This window comes from Affinirhizobium capsici (assembly GCF_977018625.1).
In genome coordinates, this window is the sequence record NZ_CDRNXD010000007.1 from 205,465 (window position 1) to 223,157 (window position 17,693).

Genomic DNA, 17,693 nt, shown 5'->3' on the forward strand with positions numbered 1-17,693 from the left:
TCAGGGCGGTCGTTTGTTGGCGATTTTTCTAACTCCCCGGCCGCCAGGGGCCTTACCCAAGCAACTGGCCTTTGGCGTGCCAAACCCTTCGTTCGTGTTTCGTGTGTTGCGTCACGCGCCGTCAGGCTGCGCCGGTTTGTGCTGGCTTGCCTCAAGCCCAAGCCGCACCCGCCGACCGGGAGCCACCAGGCCATGGATGATTATAGTTTCGCAGCCGATCTACTCGCCACCTTCCGCGAATCCCCGGATGCCATCAAGGCGCTATGGCTCATCATTCCACCGGGGTTCGTATTATGTGTATTGAGGCTGCTGCTGTCGTGGCGCGGGATTGGGCAGCGTTGGGGCCGAGGCTTTCGCCAGCCGGTGGTGGAAGGTTTTCAGTCCGCGCGACGGCAAGGTGCAAGACAGGATGCTCTCAGCCATGAAGAGTTAAGCGGTATCGATAGTGTCCAGCCAAGCCAGACCCTGCTTCGCTTGAAGGAATGAAGGGGTGCTTGGCGGCCAACCGCCACTTAGCGCTTCTGATGTATAAATAGCGTCGCGCATTGGGGCGGTGGCTCATAGTGCCCGACGCAAAGGTTTGAGCCTGCCGCTTACACCTGCAAGCATGGCGTCGTGTACCGCGCGACATGAGCGGAGAAGAGCGTGATTGCATGTGCATCCACGGAAAAAATCCCTGACATCTTGTAGTGGATGCCACAACTATAGTGATATAACTTGGTTGTGGGACTGACTTAAACGGGTCTGTCCTGGGGCATAGAAACCCCAATAGTAACGGCTGGCATCCGCGATATGAGATGCCCTCTTGGCCACTAATCGGTGGCTGAGTGTATGAGCTTGCCTTATAAGCTCTCCACCTTCTATGGCTGGGGAGGCCCCGACGCATGTCCAAGGTGCTTGCACCTAAAGGTTGGGGCGGTCGTTTACTATCGGCTTTCTAGCTCCCCGGCCGCCAGGGGCCTTACCCAAGCAACTGGCCTTTGGCGTGCCAAACCCGTTCTTGTTTCGTGTGTTGCGTCACGCGCTATTGGGCTGCGCCGGTTTATACTGGCTTGCCTTAAGCTCATGCCGTACCCGCCGACGGGAGCCATCAGGCCATGGATAATTACAGTTTTGCAGCCGATCTACTCGCCACCTTCCGCGAATCCCCGGATGCCATCAAGGCGCTATGGCTCATCATTCCACCGGGGTTCGTATTATGTGTATTGAGGCTGCTGCTGTCGTGGCGCGGGATTGGGCAGCGTTGGGGCCGAGGCTTTCGCCAGCCGGTTGTGGAAGGTTTTCAGTCCGCGCGACGGCAAGGCGCAAGACAGGATGCTCTCAGCCATGAAGAGTTAAGCGGTATCGCCAGTGTCCAGCCAAGCCAGACCCTGCTTCCTTTGAAGGACTAAGGAGCCCTGGGTCAAAACGGAGCCCATAGCACACGACGCAAAGGTTTGAGCCTGCCGCTTTACCCCCTCTTCCTTGCCAGATTGAGACGCGCGTTTCGCCCTGGCATCCGGCCGGACAGAGGGGGCTATCTTTCGCGAACACAGAAACAAACTACACGAACACCGCCTTGCCGATGACCGGCGTGGAAGGAACCGCCATATCGCGTGGTTCCAGCAAACCTGCCGAGAAGCCGAGCCTGCCCGCTTCGATGGCCAGTGCGAAAGCCTTGGCCATGGTTGCGGGTTGATCGGCACCGGAGACGGCTGTATTGAGCAGCACGGCATCGAAACCCAGTTCCATGACGCTTGTGGCGTGGGAGGGACGTCCGATACCGGCATCGACGATCAGGGGGATATCCGGAAACTCTGCCCGCATGGCCCGCAGCCCATGGATGTTTTGCGGCCCAAGAGCACTGCCGATGGGCGCGCACCAGGGCATGAGAAGCTGACAGCCCGCTTCCAGCAGACGTTCGCCCACCACCAGATCATCCGTCGTATAGGGGAAGACGTCGAACCCATCCTCGCAGAGAATGCGGGCTGCTTCCACCAGCTGGAAGACATCCGGTTGCAGCGTATCCTGATGGCCGATGAGTTCCAGCTTGATCCATTGGGTGGCGAAGAGATCGCGGGCCATGCGTGCCGTCAAAACGGCTTCCTTGACCGTATGACAACCCGCTGTGTTTGGCAGGACATGAACGCCCAGTTGCCGGATGAGATCAAAGAACGCACCGCCGGTTCGCGCACCTGCCGTTTCGCGCCGAAGCGAAACAGTGACGATTTCTGAGCCCGATTGGCTGACCGCCTGCGCCAGATCATCTGGCGAGGGGTAACGGGCCGTGCCGAGAAGAAGGCGGGATTGGACGGTTTTGCCGTAGAGTTCCAGTGTCATTTCAACCTCCCTGCCTTGGGGAAAGCACCTCGATGCTGTCTCCCTCCGTGAGGCGGAAATGCTCTCTCTCCTCACGATGAACCAGTTCCGCATTCACCGCCGTTGCCAGCCACTCGCCCTCATATTCCAGCGCGGATAGAAGGTCGGTGAGTGTTGAGACGGAAAGCTCGTGGGTTTCGCCGTTAACGATGAGTTTCATGCGGTCAGTCTCCGCGTATTGAGAGTGTGGTCGAGCATATCCGCCGCTTGGCGGGCGAGCGAAGGGGCGAGCAGAAAGCCGTGCCGGTAAAGCCCGGCAATGGCCAATCCGTTCGGGGTTTGCAGAACACGCGGCATATTATCGGCAAAGGCGGGGCGAACGCCTGCGCCAAGCTCAAGAATGCGCGCCTCGCCAAAGGCCGGGTCCAGCGTATAGGCGGTGTTCAGCAGTTCCATGGCGGAACGGGCGCTCACCGGCGCATCGTCATTGGCTTCCACCATGGTGGCCCCCAGCATGTAACGCCCCTCCCCACGCGGAACGATATAGACCGGGTGGCGCGGATGCAGCACGCGCACGGTTCGGCTGAGGTGAACATCCGGCGCATGCAGCATCAGCATTTCGCCGCGCACGCCGCGTAAGCCCTCAATTGTGCCAATGGCGGCGGCACCGGTGCAATCCACCTCAATCTCACCTTCCTGGATGGAGGGTGAATTATCTGCATGAGTGAAGCGAACGCCTGAGGAAGCCAATGTTTCGGCAAGCTTTGCCAAGGCTAGACGCGGATCAAGATGCGCTTCGCAGGGGAAGAAAAGTGCGCGGCGGAAGCGGCCGGAAAGGGATGGTTCCAGAGCCGCGATTCCCGCCTCATCCAGCCATTCGAAACCGCTGGTGCGCCGTGCAAAGCGTTCCAGCTCGCCCCTGTCACGATTGGGGGTGACAACGAGCGTGCCTTTGCGCACCACAAGGCCGGGGACTGCCCGATCCCACCAGTCTGCTGCCGACAGCCCCATTTGCAGCACCGCTTCCGAAGCTGCCTCACGCTCGCACCACGGAGCAAGCATGCCCCCCGCATAGTGGGAAGCACCGAGCCCTGCCGCAGGCTTTCGATCATGAACCGTGACATGAAAGCCGCGATGGTGAAGCTCATGCGCCAATGTGAGGCCGGCAACACCGGCCCCTTTGATGAGGATGGACATTTACTGCTCCTGAGCCGGCTCATGAAGGGGCATATAGAGATCGCCGCCTTCGCGGAACTTCGCCGCCATGGCCTCCAACCCCTCCTTCTGCGCCTCGGCGCGGATATCGTGCGAGATGCGCATGGAGCAGAATTTAGGCCCGCACATGGAGCAGAAATGCGCCACCTTATGCGCTTCCTTCGGCAGGGTTTCATCATGATAGGAGCGGGCCGTTTCCGGATCGAGCGAGAGGTTGAACTGATCCTCCCAGCGGAATTCAAACCGCGCCCGCGACAGCGCATCATCCCGCACCTGTGCCGCCGGATGGCCCTTGGCGAGATCCGCCGCGTGGGCCGCGATTTTATAGGTAATGACGCCGACCTTCACATCGTCGCGGTCTGGCAGGCCGAGATGCTCTTTCGGCGTGACATAGCAAAGCATGGCCGTACCATACCAACCAATCATGGCAGCGCCGATGCCCGACGTAATGTGATCGTAACCGGGGGCGATATCCGTGGTGAGCGGCCCGAGCGTGTAGAAAGGAGCCTCGCCGCAGGTCTTCAGCTGCTTGTCCATATTCTCCTTGATCTTGTGCATGGGAACATGGCCGGGGCCTTCGATCATGACCTGGCAATCCTTCGCCCAGGCAATCTTGGTGAGTTCGCCCAGCGTTTCCAGTTCCGCGAACTGGGCTGCATCATTGGCATCGGCAATCGAGCCGGGGCGCAGGCCATCGCCGAGCGAGAAGGACACATCGTAAGCGCGACAAATATCGCAGATTTCGTCGAAGTGTTCGTAGAGGAAGCTTTCCTTGTGGTGATGCAGACACCACTTGGCCATGATGGAGCCGCCGCGCGAAACGATGCCCGTGACGCGATTGACCGTGAGCGGAATGTAATGAAGCCGCACACCTGCGTGGATGGTGAAGTAATCCACGCCCTGTTCCGCCTGCTCGATCAGCGTATCGCGGAAGACTTCCCAAGTGAGATCCTCGGCAATGCCGCCGACCTTTTCCAGCGCCTGATAGAGCGGGACCGTGCCGATGGGCACCGGCGCGTTGCGGATGATCCAGTCGCGAATGTTATGAATGTTACGGCCCGTCGAGAGGTCCATCACCGTATCGGCACCCCAGCGGATGGCCCAGACCATTTTTTCCACCTCTTCCGCCATGGAGGAGGTGACGGCGGAATTGCCGATATTGGCGTTGATCTTGACCAGGAAATTGCGGCCAATCGCCATCGGCTCCAGTTCAGGATGGTTGATATTGGCGGGGATGATGGCGCGACCCTGCGCCACTTCCTGCCGCACGAATTCCGGCGTCACATAATCGGGGATGGATGCGCCGAAGCTTTCACCGTCTCGTTCCAGCTTCTCCTTGAGCGCCTTGCGGCCAAGGTTTTCACGGATCGCAACGAATTCCATTTCCGGCGTAATGATGCCCGCCCGCGCATAGGCAAGCTGGGTTACTGCTTTACCGCCGATAGCGCGGCGCGGACGAGGCTGGATGGGGAAAGCGGGGGTGGCCTTTTCCGCGCTGACGAAGCCGTTGTCTTCCGGCTTCAGATCACGGCCAGCGTAGAGCTCGGTATCGCCACGGGCGGCGAGCCAGTTCTCACGCAGGCGAGGCAAGCCCTTCTCGATATCGATGGAAACGGCCGGGTCCGTATAGGGGCCGGAAGCATCGTAGACATTGACCGGGGGCTCGCCTGAGGTGGGGTGAAGCGCGATCTGCCTGAGCGGCACGCGCAGATCCGGGTGCAACTCGCCGGGAATATGGATCTTGGTGGAGGCGGGCAGCGGGCCGGTGGTGACTTCGGGGGTCGGAAATTGTGGGGCGATATTCATTTTGAGGCTCCAAGTGTTCAGGTTGGAGACCCAGTCATGTCAGCCGGAAAGATGGAAAGACGCCATTTGAGGGCAGCAAAACCCGCAAAACATCAAGCGCTCGCACCGTCCCTACGCCAGTATGAACTGGATCAGGTTCAACGGGTCACCGCGCTGCCTGCTTTTGAAAGCAAGCCCAGCGGAATCTCAGCCCCTTGCGGGACACCCCTGGTGAATGAGCGGCAGTTTGCGAGCCAAATTCCTGGAAGTCAATGCCCGACTTTGCACGGGCATAAACAACCTTAGATAGTCATTTTCGACTATAATGGATAAGTCGGCTTACGCATCTGGAACATCGAAGGCTTCGCCGGGGCGAAGGGCGCGAAACCGTTCCGGCTTGATTTGCGCCGCTTGAAGCGCATTAGAAAGCGCCGCCAGAGGCTCCTCGATCCCCTCATCCGTGAGCTTCACCGTGCCCCAGTGATGGCCGATGGCATAAGACGCCTTGGCGAGCTGCATGCCCGCCACCGCTTCCTCCGGGTTCTGGTGCTGCGCCTGCATGAACCAGCGCGGCTCATAGGCCCCAATGGGCAGGATGGCGAGGCGGAAATTGCCGTGCTTTTCGGCAGCGGCCTTGTAATTGATGCCCTGGTGGAAGCCGGTATCGCCTATGTGGTAGATTTTACCAGCATGGGTTTCGATGACAAACGCACCCCACAGCGCCATGCGCCGGTCATTCAAGCCGCGTGCCGACCAGTGGTGGCAGGGCTCGCAGTGGATGTGAACGTTCTTGCCGATATAATCCTTCGCGCCCCAATCCATGACCGTAATGCGCGGATCGTCGAGCTCAGGCCCGAAGATCGCATCATTGCCAAGGGGGGTGATATAGCGAGGGCGGTGCAGGGCATGAATGCGCTTCAGAGTATCCAGATCAAGATGATCGTAGTGGTTGTGGGTGATAATCACGATATCGATAGCTGGCAAATCGTCCAGCCGTATGCCCGGCTCATTGACACGCTTGGGACCGGCAAAGGAGACAGGGCTTGTTCGCTCTGACCAGACAGGATCGGTAAGGATGTTGAGCCCCGCCACCTGAATGAGCATGGAGGCATGGCCAACCATGGTAACGACAAGGCGATTACCGCTGACGCGCTTTTCCGGCACGGCACCTGCGAAGGGGCTGGGATAGGTTTGCGGCCAATCCACGCTCTTGCCGTTGAAGCGCCATTTCAGCAGGCCCGCAAAGCCTTTTGGTTCCTCTCCACCCGGATTGAAGAAACGCGTTCCATCGAAATGATCCGATATCGGACCCTTATAATAGCGGTTCGCAGCCATTGCTCTCCCTGCGAGCAGCCCACCGCTTAACAGCGCAAGACCGCCGACACCTGATAATTTGAGGAAATTCCGTCGTTTCATGGAGAATCTATAGGGTGCGAGTGAAGGGGCGACAAGCAGAAGCCGAGATTCTCTTGAAGCGACAAATTTAAGATCGCCTTGAAGGATCGCGACCCCATTTCTAGTTGCTGCACCTTACGAGAGAGCTCTGGAGTCAGTTCATGATTTTAAAGCATTTGCTTGCCGTACTCATTGTTGCATCCCTACCCCTTTCCGCTATTGCGCAGAATGTGCCGGCACCGCGCCACGGCGTGAGCTTTGAGGAATGGGCGGCCGCCAGCGCGCGCCTCGCCAATAACGAGGATAAGGAAAAGGTGCTCAAGGTTCTGGAGATCGATGACAAAACCTTTGACGATCTTAATACCTACTATGGCGAGGCCTTGAAGAACGACAAGGATTTCAAACTGATCACGCTTTATGGCGAGCTGTTTAGCAATCCGAATTCAGGACGATTCGCAACGGGCGCTGAGCAGATCGGCAAGCAACGCATACTCAAGACATTTGAGGACTATGCGCGGGTGCAAGGGCATCTGGAAGCTTCAACGGCTGCAAAAATCGATCCGCAGGAGGTTTTGAAAGAACACGGGCTGACGGTCTACCAGTACAGCCAGGACAGCGCTTATTGGGTTGGCAAAATGCGCGAGCAAGGCATGGCAGGCGACACGGATGGCATTCTCAAGTGGAATGCGACGCTCGCCCGCTTTAAGGCTGAATATGCCGCACGCTATGCCAAGAAGTAGCACCGCAAAGGCCAGAAGCCCGGCCTTTGCGGCCGTTGCGCACTTGACTCACACCCGCTTCTCCTATTAAAGCGGCGCGATCTGCTGAAAGTCGCAAGTACTTTAGCCGCCGACCGGGACCCGCAATGGTATAAACAGATCCCGGAGGTCAACACCCGACAGCGCGTTGCGCCCTCGGGTGCTTTTTGGCTATGCGTCTTGTTTTTCGGCAGCAGAGACCCGACGTTTCCGGTCTACCCCGGTCAACGTCTAGAAGGATGAAACGATGTTCGAAAACCTCCAGGACCGTCTTGGCTCCATCTTGAGTGGACTGACCGGCCGTGGCGCGCTCTCCGAGGCCGATGTCTCGGCGGCCATGCGCGAGGTTCGCCGTGCGCTTCTGGAAGCGGACGTGGCGCTGGAAGTCGTTCGTTCCTTTACCGATCGCGTTCGTGAGAAAGCCGTTGGCGCATCCGTTCTGAAGTCGATCAAGCCCGGCCAGATGGTCGTGAAGATCGTTCATGACGAACTGGTCGAAATGCTGGGCTCCGAAGGCGTTTCCATCGATTTGAACGCGCCCTCGCCCGTCGTCATCATGATGGTAGGCTTGCAGGGCTCGGGTAAAACCACCACCACCGGCAAGATTGCCAAGCGCCTGACGGACCGTGATCGCAAGAAGGTGCTGATGGCATCGCTCGACACGCGCCGCCCGGCAGCACAAGAGCAGTTGCGCCAGCTCGGCATCCAGACGGGTGTCGATACGCTTCCCATCATTGCAGGCCAGTCTCCTACTGATATCGCTTCGCGCGCCGTGCAGGCGGCAAAGCTCGGCGGCCACGATATCGTGATCCTCGATACGGCGGGTCGCACGCACATCGACGAGCCGCTGATGGCGGAGATGGCCGAAATCAAGGCCCGCTCCAAGCCACATGAAATTCTGCTGGTGGCCGATTCGCTGACCGGTCAGGACGCCGTAAACCTCGCGCGCAATTTCGATGAGCGCGTGGGCATTACAGGCCTCGTGCTGACCCGTATGGATGGCGATGGACGCGGCGGTGCCGCCCTTTCCATGCGCGCCGTCACCGGCAAGCCGATCAAGCTCATCGGTATCGGCGAGAAGATGACGGAACTCGATGAGTTCCATCCGCGCCGTATTGCCGACCGCATTCTCGGCATGGGCGATATTGTTTCGCTGGTTGAAAAGGCTGCGGAAAATATTGACGCCGAAAAGGCGCGCGCCATGGCCGAAAAGATGGCCAAGGGCAAGTTCGACCTGAACGACCTGGCCGATCAGCTTCGCCAGATGAAGGCCATGGGCGGCATGGGCGGCATTATGGGCATGATGCCGGGCATGGCTGGCATGAAGGACAAGCTTGCCGCCTCCGGCATGAGCGACAAGCTGTTCGACCGGCAGATCGCCATTATCCAATCCATGACAAAGGCCGAGCGCGCCAACCCGGATATGCTGAAGCATTCCCGCAAGAAGCGCATTGCTGCGGGTTCCGGCACGGATGCGGCTGAAATCAACAAGCTTTTGAAGATGCACCGCCAGATGGCCGACATGATGAAAGCCATGGGCGGCAAAGGCAAAGGCGGCATGATGAAGCAGCTGATGGGTGGCCTTGCCGGTAAGATGGGACTTGGTGGCATGGGCGGGGGAATGGGCGGCATGCCGGATCTTTCCAACATGGACCCCAAGCAGCTGGAAGCGTTGGCCAAGCAGGCGGAAGCCGCCGGTTTCAAGCCGGGCTCCATGCCGGGCCTGCCGGGTGGCGGTGGCCTGCCTGGCCTTGGTGGAGCGAAGCTTCCCGGTCTTGGCGGTATGCCGGGCCTGCCCGGTTTCCCGAAGAAGAAATAAGGCTTGAAGGAACGCCAGGATGACCGATCCGAAAGTCAAAGAACAGCTGGGCCGCTACCGCCAGTCGATAGACAATATCGATGCGGCACTGGTGCACATGCTGGCAGAACGCTTTCGTTGCACCAAGGAAGTGGGCGTTCTGAAAGCCCAGCACGATCTGCCACCGGCAGACCCGTCACGTGAGGAATACCAGATCGAGCGTTTGCGCCGCCTTGCAAAGGACGCGGAACTCGATCCGGACTTTGCGGAGAAGTTCCTGAATTTCATCATCAAGGAAGTGATCCGTCACCATGAAGCCATTGCTGCCGAACATGGCGGCGTTAACGAAAAGACCGCCTGACGGCGGCCTCAACAACATGCAGCCCGTCGAAGAAGACGGCCTGAACAGAAAAACCGAAGGAGTTTGAAATGTCCCTGAAGATCCGTCTCGCCCGTGGTGGTTCCAAGAAGCGCCCTTACTACCACGTTGTTATTGCTGACGCCCGCTCGCCGCGCGATGGCCGTTTCATCGCGGTTGTTGGCCACTGGAACCCAATGCTTGGCAAGGACAGCGATCAGCGCATCGTTCTCGACGCGGACGCCATCAAGGCTTGGGTTGCCAAGGGCGCACAGCCGACAGACCGCGTTCTGCGCTTCATGGCAGAAGCTGGTCTTGCTGAGCGCGATGCTCGCAACAACCCAACCAAGGCAAAGCCTGGCAAGAAGGCTCAGGAGCGCGCTGCTGAGAAGGCACAGAAGGCTGCTGACGCCGCCGAAGCTGCTGCTGAATAATTCACCTTTGGGTGTGTGAAAATGATGAGCGGGTGGCGTGGAAACATGCCGCCCGCTTTCTTGTTTCTGATCTAATTTTCGGCACCATGTTTTCATGCAGCGCAATCCGGGTTAGATCGGGTTTGAACAGGCGGTGATGACATGACGAAACTGGAAAATCCCATTCTGATGGCTGTGATCGGCGCGGCGCAAGGCCTGCGCGGCGAAGTGCGCGTGCGCGCATTTACCGACGATCCGACCGCGATTGGCGATTATGGCAACCTTCACAGTGCGGACGGCCGGGTTTTTGAAATCCTGGAAATACGCGAGGCAAAGAACGTCGTTGTCGTGCGCTTCCGGGGCGTGAATGATCGCAATGCGGCGGAAGCATTAAATGGCGTCGAACTGTTCATCGACCGGGAAAACTTACCCGACGACGAGTTGGACGATGATGAATTCTACTATGCCGACCTTGAAGGCATGGAAGCGGTCGATGCCGATGGTGTGAGCTATGGGACGGTTTCGGGCGTTTTCGATTTCGGCGCCGGTGATCTTCTCGAATTGAAGGGTGCAGGCCGCCGCCCCACGCTTATTCCCTTTTCCGAAGCCGCCGTTCTGGAAATTGATCTGGAAAATGGCAGGCTGCTGATCGATCCCATGGCCGCAGGCCTGATCGATACGCCGGACAACGACCTGCCCATCCCGGACGGAAAACCGAAGCCGCCCAAGAACCAGAAGAAGAAGCCGAAGGAAGACTGAGCACGATGCCCTTCCTCGCCACGGTTCTGACACTCTACCCGGAAATGTTTCCCGGCCATCTTGGTCATTCACTCGCAGGAAAAGCGATGGAGCGGCAGGATTGGGCTCTGGAGACCGTGCAGATCCGCGACTTTGCGACAGACAAGCACCGCACGGTGGATGATACGCCGGCAGGCGGCGGTGCGGGCATGGTGCTGAAGCCGGATGTGCTGGCCCGCGCCATCGATTCCTTGGCCGGTGATACGCGTCCACGCCTGCTGATGAGCCCGCGTGGCAAGCCCTTGACCCAGGAGCGCGTGCGCCAGCTGGCGGAAGGTGAAGGGGTGGTGATTGTTTGCGGGCGGTTCGAAGGAGTGGACCAGCGCGTGATCGATGGACGCCAGTTGGAAGAGGTCTCCATCGGCGACTATATTCTCTCCGGTGGCGAGCCGGCGGCCCTGACGCTGCTGGATGCGGTCGTGCGCATATTACCGGGGGTGATGGGCAATGCACTTTCCGGCACGCACGAAAGCTTCGAGACCGGCCTTCTTGAGCACCCGCACTATACGCGCCCGCAGGACTTTGAAGGGCAGAGTATTCCAGCTGTGCTGACCTCTGGCAACCATGCAGCGATCGAGAAATGGCGGCATGAGCAGGCCCTGGCGCTGACGAAGGAACGTCGCCCGGACCTCTTGGGGAAACCCGTTCAGCCCGTGACGAAGTAATAAATTGTCAGCGCGATACCGACGCAGATGACCAGGACGCGCATGACGGTTTGCGGCACGCGCCGGGCAAGCCACACGCCAGCGTAACCACCGGCCGCCACTGCCGGGATCATGATGATAGCCTGCGCCCAACCGACCACGCCGCCACTGACAAAAACGACGATGGCGACAGCAGCAATGACCATGGCCAGCAGATTTTTCAACGCGTTCAGGTGATGATAGGAGCCGCCGGTCGTCAGCCCCAGCACGGCCAGCATCATGATGCCCATGCCTGCGCCGAAAAAGCCGCCGTAAACGGCTGTGAGGCACTGGCCGATGAGCGATGACGCAGAACTGGATGAACGTTCTTCCGAAGATTTTGGCTTCAACAGAGGCCCCGCCGCGAAGATGGCGGTGGCAGCTGCCAGGAGCCAAGGCACCATGGCGCGGAAAGACGGATTATCGAGCGCCAGCAGGATCAGGGCACCGGCAAGCCCGCCAAGCGCGGAAACAACGGTGAGGGCAACGGCGCTTCGCCAGCGCTTCAGAAGCTCATCCTTATAGGCGAGCGTTGAGGTAACATAGCCCGGGAATTGCACGATGGACGAGGTGGCATTCGCTGAAATGGGCGGCAGACCGGCGAGCGTGAGTGCCCCGAAGGTGAGAAAGGTGCCGCCGCCCGCAATGGCATTCACCGCGCCGGACAGGAAGCCCGAAACGAACAAAAGCAGGATGATTGAAATTGTCACTGCATTCCCCTCCCACGCCCACCCTCCCACAGGCCAGACTGCTTCGCAGATAGCCGGGCCAAAGCCGCGCCACAAGCGGAGATTAGGGATTTATCATGCTTGAATCTTACCTATTGCGGGGTGACAAGCATGACAGTTTGGTGTAAAGGCCGACGCGGAAATGGGAGTTGCTCCCGTTGACCGCAACAAAGAATGGCGAATCCGCTCCTGCCTGACGGTTTTCCGGTGGCACGGTTCCAAGGTTTTATCCAAGGAGCTGAAGCTTGAGCGCTCTGGTCGTTTCAGAAGAATCTAGAGGTTAACATGACCAACATTATCGCTCAGCTGGAAGCCGAACAGGCTGCCAAGATTGAAGCCAAGCGCAAGCTGCCTGAATTCTCCCCTGGCGACACGCTGCGCGTCAACGTAACCGTTCGCGAAGGTAACCGTACCCGCGTTCAGGCTTACGAAGGCGTTTGCATCGCTCGCTCCGGCGGTGGCCTCAACGAAAGCTTCACCGTTCGCAAGATCTCCTACGGCGAAGGCGTCGAGCGCGTATTCCCGATCTACTCCCCGCTGGTTGACAGCGTTGAAGTTGTTCGCCGCGGTAAGGTTCGCCGTGCGAAGCTTTACTACCTGCGCGACCGTCGCGGTAAGTCTGCTCGTATCGTTGAGAACACAAACACCCGTACGCGCAAGCTCAACGAAGCTGAGCGCGCAGCCGCTGCCGAGGAAAAGGCGCGTCTGGAAGCTGAAAAGGTTGCAGCAGCACAGGCTCTGGCCGCCGAAAAGGCAGCAGCAGAAGCCGCTGAAAAGGCTGCCGCTGCTGAAGGTGCAGCAGAATAATTCATCCCCTTGGGATGTGATGAAGGCGGGCCTTGGCCCGCCTTTTTTGTTTCTACTTCAGCTGTTTCTTCCTATTTCACCTCACGCAAAATACCGGGAAGACCGGTCAGGATTGCGGTGCGGGCTCTCGCGCTCGGTGAATCCGGCTGCTTTTTCTCATCCTGGATGAGTTGTGCGAACACGACCTTCTTGTTCCCCTGCTCTGCGAAGCCGACGAACCAGCCCCAGGGCCTTGCGTAATCGAAGTCTCCACTCGCGGAACGGGGATAGGCCATGCCGGTCTTGCCCTTGACCTGCCAGCCCGATGCATCAATCGGGAAACTTTCCATGGATGCAATGGCCTGTTCCATGGCCTTAGGTGCAACCGGCAGGCTGCGCTTGGCCAGTTTTTGCAGGAAGGCAATCTGCTCCTGCGGCGAGATTTTCAGCGATGAGGCAATCCACGCCCGATCAAGCCCGTTGTTCTTGGCCGGATCACCGGAGAAATCGGCATTGCCGTAATCGAACTTGCGGGCGTAATCGGTGACAGTCTTCTCACCCAGCGCATGCGTGATGCGCTGCGAGAACCAGACAACGGAATATTTCAGCCAGCGTTCGGCGTCCGTCGGCTTCTTCCACTCCGCCCCGCCCCAATCCGGATCGCCATCTTTGAAATTGAGCACAGGATCATGCGGGCTTTTGAGAAACCCGGAATCAAAACCTATGACGGCAAGCGGGATCTTGAAAGTGGAGGCGGGTGTGACGCGGCTTGCGCAATCCCCCTGTCGTTGGAGGACCTTGCCGGTTTCGGCATCGGCCACCATGGTGCATATGGTTTTGGCCTGTGCGGGCATGGCCGCAGCGCTACTCAGAACCACGGCCGCAGCCAGATAAATACGCATGAATGATCGCTCCTCTCGAATCTTGCCCGCCTCATGTGCGCGAACAAGATGTCGAGAAAGCGGTTCAGCTTACATTTTCACAGCTGAATCCCAGTGCTCATCGGCCTTGCCATCCTTGATGCGCCAGGTGTCGTACCAAGTGGTGGTATAGGTTTTCGATGGGTCTTTCGGGTCTTTTTCCGTACGCACCGTGGCGACTGTCACAAGATCGCCTTCCGCCTGAACAAACACAACCGGCGTCTTGATCTTTTCCGGGATCGGCGTGGGCTCAACTTTCAGAACCTTGGTGAAGAAGTCCACCACGCCCTGACGACCGGAGGCGGCGTTGGGATTATGCTGGATATAGCGCTCGGTAAGGTAATCGCCCGCCTTATCCCAATGATTGGCTTCCAGAAGATCGCGGATGATCTTGTAGGCAACTTGCTTATTGGCATTCAGCTGCGGGTCGGGGCTGGTAAACAAAGCCTCCTTATCGGCGGCTTCGACCACGGCTTCCTGGGCCGAGGCTGAGGTTGCGACGAGTGCGCCAAGCGATGCGGTGGCAAGGAAGAGAGCGGACAACAGCGACTTCATGAAATATCTCCGGATTGAATAGAGCCGGAAAATAGGCGCGTCTTGCAGGCAAAAAAAGAAGGCACATTGAGCACCCATGGTTCCCTTGAAGGAACTGGCCCCGGCAAAGCTGCCGGGGCCGCCATTATCACGCGGCTCTCGTGCGTTTGTTGGCAAGCATTCTGCCCACGACAATGACGAGAATGCCCGCAGCAGCAAGGCAGGCGGCGAGGAAGAACATCGGCGCAATTGTGCTGCCGGTCGAATCCTTGATCCACGGCACGACGTTTTGCGCAATAAAGCCGCCGAGATTGCCGACCGAGTTGATGGCAGCAATGCCCGCCGCCGCGCCCGCACCTTTGAGGAACCTGCCCGGCAGCGACCAGAACACCGGCTGGCCAGCGAAGATACCGGCAGCGGCAATGCACAGCAGCGCAAACTGCATGACAGGCGCGGTAACGACCGCTGAAAGCGCAAGGCAGATCGCACCCACGAAAGCAGGCCCGACGATATAGGGCGTCTTGTTCTCTGTCTTGTCTGCGGCAGAGGGAATGACCCAGAGTGCCAGTGCCACGATGAGCCAAGGGATGATGTTGATGACACCGTTCATGGTGTTGGACACGCCAAAGCCCTTGACGATGGTGGGTAACCAATAGCTGAGGCCATAGGCGGCGAGCGGAAAGCCGATATAGCAGAGCGACATCAGCAGGACGCGCGGGTTGATGAGCGCTTTGAAGCCGTCATCGGCATGTTCATCCATCCCGGAATTTTCAGCCGCGAGCCGTTCGCGCAGCCACTGCTTTTCCGCATCCGTGAGAAACGTTGCCTTCTCAGGCGTATCGTCCAGATAGAAGAAGGTGAAGATACCAGCGATGACTGCCGGAACGCCAGTGGCGAGAAACACCCATTCCCAGCCTGCAAGCCCCATGACGCCATCAAGATCGAGCAGAACGCCACCAAGAGGCGCGCCGATGGCATTGGCAAAGGCGCTGAAGATCATGAAGAGACCGACCATGCGGCCACGGTAATCCTTGGGGAACCAGAGCGTGAGCAGGTAGAGCACGCCCGGGAAGAAGCCCGCTTCTGCAACGCCAAGCAAAAAGCGCAGGATGTAGAACATCGTGGCATTCTGGGTAAAGGCGAGCGCTACAGTGACGAAGCCCCAGCTGACCATGATGCGGGTAAACCAGACACGCGCGCCAAAGCGGTTGAGAAACAGATTGCTTGGCACTTCGAATATAAAATAGCCGACGAAGAAGAGCGACGCGCCAAGGCCATAGGCATATTCGCTCAAGCTCAGGGCATCGACCATCTGCAGCTTGGCATAGGACACGTTCTGCCGATCGATATAGGCGATCAGATAGAGCAGGCCGAGAAACGGCATGAGGCGCCAGGTGATCTTTGCGATCAGCGACTTTTCAGAAACCAACGGGCTTCCTCCTGAATGACTTATCGGGACCCCCATGCCCCAGTTAGGGTGGAAATAGCGGATGCGATGCGCGCGGCAAGAGCAGCCGGCAGACACATGCGAAAGGATGCACTTGCATAGCGGCCCGTTTCCGTGAAAATCAGCACCGCTACACACAAAGGATTTGCCCTCATGCTCTTTCGCCGCCTGTTTTTATCCGGTCTCGTCGCGCTGTTTCTCGCGCCTCTTGGCATAGAACGGGTTGGGGCCGCGGAGCTTCCCGATCTCTCTGGCCGCACCATCGTGGTCGTCACGGAAAATGCCTATCCGCCGCTGCAATTCGTCGATCCGAAAACCGGCACGGCCATCGGCTGGGAATATGATGCGATGAACGAGATCGCCAAGCGCCTGAAGGCCAAGGTGGAATATCGGACAACCGCGTGGGATGCGATGATCCAATCCGTATCCGACGGGCAATTCGACATTGGCATGACCGGCATTACCATCAAGGATGACCGCAAGGACAAAGTGGATTTTTCCGATCCTTACATGCGCTCGGAGCAGTTCATGCTGGTGCGCGGGGATGAGAAGCGTTTCTCGGACGCCAAAAGCTTTGCCGATACCAAGGACGCCCTGATTGCCGCCCAGCCCGGCACCACGCCTTTCTACACCGCCGTCTATTCCGTTCTGGATGGGAACGAACAGAACCCGCGTATCAAGCTGTTCGAGACCTTCGGGGCCACGGTCCAGGCGCTGAAGACTGGCGATGTGGACATGGTTCTGACGGACGGAACCGCAGGCAAGGGCTATGTCGATGCATCGAATGGCGGCTTGAAGCTGGTGGGCGGACCGCTCGGCTCGGAAGATTTCGGCTTCATCTTCAAAAAGGGCTCGGACCTGGTGAAGCCAGTCAATGCCGCAATCGCCAGCCTGAAGGCGGATGGCACCTTTGACGCACTGAACAAGAAGTGGTTCCTCGATTACAAGATGGGCCAATGACATCCGTAAACAGAGCAAGGCCGCCGGCGGATTTTCCCTGGTGGCTGGCCGTTCTTTGCCTGCTTTTCATCACTTTCGCGGCGGTTATTTCAACGGATGATCTCTATTCGCAGATCTTCCTGACCGTGGCAAAGGGGCTTTCCATTACCATCAGCGTGGCGCTTCTGGCCTTTTTCCTGGCCTGCCTGCTTGGAATGGGCATTGCGCTGGCCAGCCTTTCGCAAGTGAGATGGCTTCGCCAATCCGCCCGCTTCTATGTGGAGGTCATTCGCGGACTGCCGATCCTCGTCCTGTTGTTCTATATGGCCTTCGTGGCAGCGCCCGGCATCGTTGCCGCCTATAACTATCTCGCCGCACCCCTCATCGAAAAAGGGCTGCTGCCATCACTGCTGGTTCGGGATTTTTCACTGCTGGCGCGTGCCGTGATGGCGCTCACCATTGCCTATAGCGCCTTCATCGCAGAGATCTTTCGCGCTGGCATTGAGGCAATTCCGCATGGTCAGGTGGAAGCGGCCAAGGCGCTTGGTCTCTCTGGCTTTCAGCGGTTCAGGCTGATCGTTCTGCCGCAAGCCCTGCGCATTGTGTTTCCGCCGCTTTCGAACGATTTTGTCAGCATGGTGAAGGACTCATCGCTGGTATCGGTGCTGGGCGTGGCGGATATCACGCAGATGGCCAAGGTCTACGCCTCCGGTTCATTCCGGTTTTTCGAGACCTACTCGATCCTCGCCTATGTCTACCTCGCCTTGACAATCAGCCTCTCACTGGTGCTGCGGCGTTTTGAGCAGAGAATGCGGTCGCGGCTGGTGTAAAATGGAGA

Annotated in this window: 20 protein-coding genes and 1 riboswitch; of the genes, 11 read left to right on the forward strand and 9 right to left on the reverse strand. The window is 58.6% G+C overall.

From position 1 onward, the window contains the following. Positions 1 to 192 precede the first annotated feature (192 nt). Positions 193 to 486: a hypothetical protein gene (locus AC0JZ1_RS19190; RefSeq protein ID WP_471884042.1), complete on the forward strand. Its 294-nt coding sequence runs from the start codon at positions 193 to 195 to the stop codon at positions 484 to 486. 611 nt (positions 487 to 1,097) lie between these two features. After that, positions 1,098 to 1,391: a hypothetical protein gene (locus AC0JZ1_RS19195; protein ID WP_471884043.1), complete on the forward strand. Its 294-nt coding sequence runs from the start codon at positions 1,098 to 1,100 to the stop codon at positions 1,389 to 1,391. 151 nt (positions 1,392 to 1,542) lie between these two features. Here AC0JZ1_RS19195 and AC0JZ1_RS19200 read toward each other — a convergent pair whose 3' ends face one another. The 5 genes from AC0JZ1_RS19200 to AC0JZ1_RS19220 all read right to left on the reverse strand — a co-directional run bounded on the left by AC0JZ1_RS19200 (position 1,543) and on the right by AC0JZ1_RS19220 (position 6,714). Then, on the reverse strand, positions 1,543 to 2,319 hold the full coding sequence (locus AC0JZ1_RS19200) for a thiazole synthase (RefSeq protein WP_471884044.1): 777 nt from the start codon (positions 2,317 to 2,319) through the stop codon (positions 1,543 to 1,545). Position 2,320: 1 nt separating this feature from the next. Beyond that, positions 2,321 to 2,518: a sulfur carrier protein ThiS gene (thiS, locus tag AC0JZ1_RS19205; RefSeq protein ID WP_471884045.1), complete on the reverse strand. Its 198-nt coding sequence runs from the start codon at positions 2,516 to 2,518 to the stop codon at positions 2,321 to 2,323. Next, on the reverse strand, positions 2,515 to 3,495 hold the full coding sequence (thiO, locus tag AC0JZ1_RS19210) for a glycine oxidase ThiO (protein WP_471884046.1): 981 nt from the start codon (positions 3,493 to 3,495) through the stop codon (positions 2,515 to 2,517). Before thiO ends, thiS begins: the two co-directional genes overlap by 4 nt. Further along, positions 3,496 to 5,319: a phosphomethylpyrimidine synthase ThiC gene (gene thiC / locus AC0JZ1_RS19215; RefSeq protein WP_471884047.1), complete on the reverse strand. Its 1,824-nt coding sequence runs from the start codon at positions 5,317 to 5,319 to the stop codon at positions 3,496 to 3,498. It abuts the gene before it with no gap. Positions 5,320 to 5,409: 90 nt separating this feature from the next. Then, positions 5,410 to 5,538: riboswitch (TPP riboswitch) on the reverse strand. A gap of 99 nt (positions 5,539 to 5,637) precedes the next feature. After that, the gene (locus tag AC0JZ1_RS19220; RefSeq protein WP_471884048.1) at positions 5,638 to 6,714 is read right to left on the reverse strand and encodes an MBL fold metallo-hydrolase; all 1,077 of its coding nucleotides are present in this window, start codon (positions 6,712 to 6,714) and stop codon (positions 5,638 to 5,640) included. Between the two features lie 140 nt (positions 6,715 to 6,854). Here AC0JZ1_RS19220 and AC0JZ1_RS19225 point away from each other — a divergent pair, with 140 nt between their 5' ends. From AC0JZ1_RS19225 to trmD, 6 genes are all read left to right on the forward strand, one after another. Then, the gene (locus tag AC0JZ1_RS19225; RefSeq protein WP_471884049.1) at positions 6,855 to 7,433 is read left to right on the forward strand and encodes a hypothetical protein; all 579 of its coding nucleotides are present in this window, start codon (positions 6,855 to 6,857) and stop codon (positions 7,431 to 7,433) included. Positions 7,434 to 7,698: 265 nt separating this feature from the next. Next, positions 7,699 to 9,270 carry a signal recognition particle protein gene (gene ffh / locus AC0JZ1_RS19230; protein WP_471884050.1) on the forward strand — a complete coding sequence of 524 codons (1,572 nt, stop codon included), beginning with the start codon at positions 7,699 to 7,701 and terminating at the stop codon, positions 9,268 to 9,270. 19 nt (positions 9,271 to 9,289) lie between these two features. Further along, complete coding sequence (locus tag AC0JZ1_RS19235; protein ID WP_471884051.1) at positions 9,290 to 9,610, forward strand: chorismate mutase; 321 nt, start codon at positions 9,290 to 9,292, stop codon at positions 9,608 to 9,610. 68 nt (positions 9,611 to 9,678) lie between these two features. Continuing rightward, positions 9,679 to 10,041, forward strand: a complete 363-nt coding sequence (rpsP, locus tag AC0JZ1_RS19240; protein ID WP_471884052.1) for a 30S ribosomal protein S16 — start codon at positions 9,679 to 9,681, stop codon at positions 10,039 to 10,041. Positions 10,042 to 10,182: 141 nt separating this feature from the next. After that, a complete protein-coding gene (gene rimM, locus AC0JZ1_RS19245) occupies positions 10,183 to 10,779 on the forward strand; it encodes a ribosome maturation factor RimM (RefSeq protein ID WP_471884053.1) in 597 nt (198 codons plus the stop codon). 5 nt (positions 10,780 to 10,784) lie between these two features. Next, positions 10,785 to 11,483 (forward strand): tRNA (guanosine(37)-N1)-methyltransferase TrmD, encoded by a 699-nt coding sequence (gene trmD / locus AC0JZ1_RS19250; protein ID WP_471884054.1) that lies wholly within the window; start codon positions 10,785 to 10,787, stop codon positions 11,481 to 11,483. On the opposite strand, the gene AC0JZ1_RS19255 is transcribed toward trmD, so the two are convergent. Beyond that, a complete protein-coding gene (locus tag AC0JZ1_RS19255; protein WP_471884055.1) occupies positions 11,465 to 12,211 on the reverse strand; it encodes a sulfite exporter TauE/SafE family protein in 747 nt (248 codons plus the stop codon). The genes trmD and AC0JZ1_RS19255 overlap by 19 nt on opposite strands. Positions 12,212 to 12,514: 303 nt before the next feature. On the opposite strand from AC0JZ1_RS19255, the gene rplS reads away from it, so the two are divergent. Continuing rightward, entirely contained in the window at positions 12,515 to 13,036 is a 522-nt protein-coding gene (rplS, locus tag AC0JZ1_RS19260) for a 50S ribosomal protein L19 (RefSeq protein WP_471884056.1), read from the forward strand. Positions 13,037 to 13,107: 71 nt separating this feature from the next. Here rplS and blaOXA read toward each other — a convergent pair whose 3' ends face one another. The 3 genes from blaOXA to AC0JZ1_RS19275 form a co-directional block, all read right to left on the reverse strand. After that, entirely contained in the window at positions 13,108 to 13,917 is an 810-nt protein-coding gene (gene blaOXA / locus AC0JZ1_RS19265; RefSeq protein WP_471884057.1) for a class D beta-lactamase, read from the reverse strand. A 69-nt stretch (positions 13,918 to 13,986) separates the two neighbouring features. Then, on the reverse strand, positions 13,987 to 14,490 hold the full coding sequence (locus AC0JZ1_RS19270; protein ID WP_471884058.1) for a nuclear transport factor 2 family protein: 504 nt from the start codon (positions 14,488 to 14,490) through the stop codon (positions 13,987 to 13,989). 127 nt (positions 14,491 to 14,617) lie between these two features. Further along, on the reverse strand, positions 14,618 to 15,898 hold the full coding sequence (locus tag AC0JZ1_RS19275) for an MFS transporter (RefSeq protein WP_471884059.1): 1,281 nt from the start codon (positions 15,896 to 15,898) through the stop codon (positions 14,618 to 14,620). Between the two features lie 171 nt (positions 15,899 to 16,069). Between AC0JZ1_RS19275 and AC0JZ1_RS19280 the strand changes: the two genes are divergently transcribed. Both AC0JZ1_RS19280 and AC0JZ1_RS19285 read left to right on the forward strand, forming a co-directional pair. Then, complete coding sequence (locus AC0JZ1_RS19280) at positions 16,070 to 16,876, forward strand: transporter substrate-binding domain-containing protein (RefSeq protein WP_471884060.1); 807 nt, start codon at positions 16,070 to 16,072, stop codon at positions 16,874 to 16,876. Further along, positions 16,873 to 17,685 carry an amino acid ABC transporter permease gene (locus AC0JZ1_RS19285; RefSeq protein WP_471884061.1) on the forward strand — a complete coding sequence of 271 codons (813 nt, stop codon included), beginning with the start codon at positions 16,873 to 16,875 and terminating at the stop codon, positions 17,683 to 17,685. The genes AC0JZ1_RS19280 and AC0JZ1_RS19285 overlap by 4 nt, the downstream gene beginning before the upstream one ends. Positions 17,686 to 17,693 lie beyond the last annotated feature (8 nt).

What these genes read in the sequence shown, in the direction of transcription:
- AC0JZ1_RS19190 (WP_471884042.1), top strand. Translation starts at nt 193, where the DNA reads ATGGATGATTATAGTTTCGCAGCCGATCTACTCGCCACCTTCCGCGAA.
- AC0JZ1_RS19195 (WP_471884043.1), top strand. Translation starts at nt 1,098, where the DNA reads ATGGATAATTACAGTTTTGCAGCCGATCTACTCGCCACCTTCCGCGAA.
- AC0JZ1_RS19200 (WP_471884044.1), bottom strand. Translation starts at nt 2,319, where the DNA reads ATGACACTGGAACTCTACGGCAAAACCGTCCAATCCCGCCTTCTTCTC.
- thiS (WP_471884045.1), bottom strand. Translation starts at nt 2,518, where the DNA reads ATGAAACTCATCGTTAACGGCGAAACCCACGAGCTTTCCGTCTCAACA.
- thiO (WP_471884046.1), bottom strand. Translation starts at nt 3,495, where the DNA reads ATGTCCATCCTCATCAAAGGGGCCGGTGTTGCCGGCCTCACATTGGCG.
- thiC (WP_471884047.1), bottom strand. Translation starts at nt 5,319, where the DNA reads ATGAATATCGCCCCACAATTTCCGACCCCCGAAGTCACCACCGGCCCG.
- AC0JZ1_RS19220 (WP_471884048.1), bottom strand. Translation starts at nt 6,714, where the DNA reads ATGAAACGACGGAATTTCCTCAAATTATCAGGTGTCGGCGGTCTTGCG.
- AC0JZ1_RS19225 (WP_471884049.1), top strand. Translation starts at nt 6,855, where the DNA reads ATGATTTTAAAGCATTTGCTTGCCGTACTCATTGTTGCATCCCTACCC.
- ffh (WP_471884050.1), top strand. Translation starts at nt 7,699, where the DNA reads ATGTTCGAAAACCTCCAGGACCGTCTTGGCTCCATCTTGAGTGGACTG.
- AC0JZ1_RS19235 (WP_471884051.1), top strand. Translation starts at nt 9,290, where the DNA reads ATGACCGATCCGAAAGTCAAAGAACAGCTGGGCCGCTACCGCCAGTCG.
- rpsP (WP_471884052.1), top strand. Translation starts at nt 9,679, where the DNA reads ATGTCCCTGAAGATCCGTCTCGCCCGTGGTGGTTCCAAGAAGCGCCCT.
- rimM (WP_471884053.1), top strand. Translation starts at nt 10,183, where the DNA reads ATGACGAAACTGGAAAATCCCATTCTGATGGCTGTGATCGGCGCGGCG.
- trmD (WP_471884054.1), top strand. Translation starts at nt 10,785, where the DNA reads ATGCCCTTCCTCGCCACGGTTCTGACACTCTACCCGGAAATGTTTCCC.
- rplS (WP_471884056.1), top strand. Translation starts at nt 12,515, where the DNA reads ATGACCAACATTATCGCTCAGCTGGAAGCCGAACAGGCTGCCAAGATT.
- blaOXA (WP_471884057.1), bottom strand. Translation starts at nt 13,917, where the DNA reads ATGCGTATTTATCTGGCTGCGGCCGTGGTTCTGAGTAGCGCTGCGGCC.
- AC0JZ1_RS19270 (WP_471884058.1), bottom strand. Translation starts at nt 14,490, where the DNA reads ATGAAGTCGCTGTTGTCCGCTCTCTTCCTTGCCACCGCATCGCTTGGC.
- AC0JZ1_RS19280 (WP_471884060.1), top strand. Translation starts at nt 16,070, where the DNA reads ATGCTCTTTCGCCGCCTGTTTTTATCCGGTCTCGTCGCGCTGTTTCTC.
- AC0JZ1_RS19285 (WP_471884061.1), top strand. Translation starts at nt 16,873, where the DNA reads ATGACATCCGTAAACAGAGCAAGGCCGCCGGCGGATTTTCCCTGGTGG.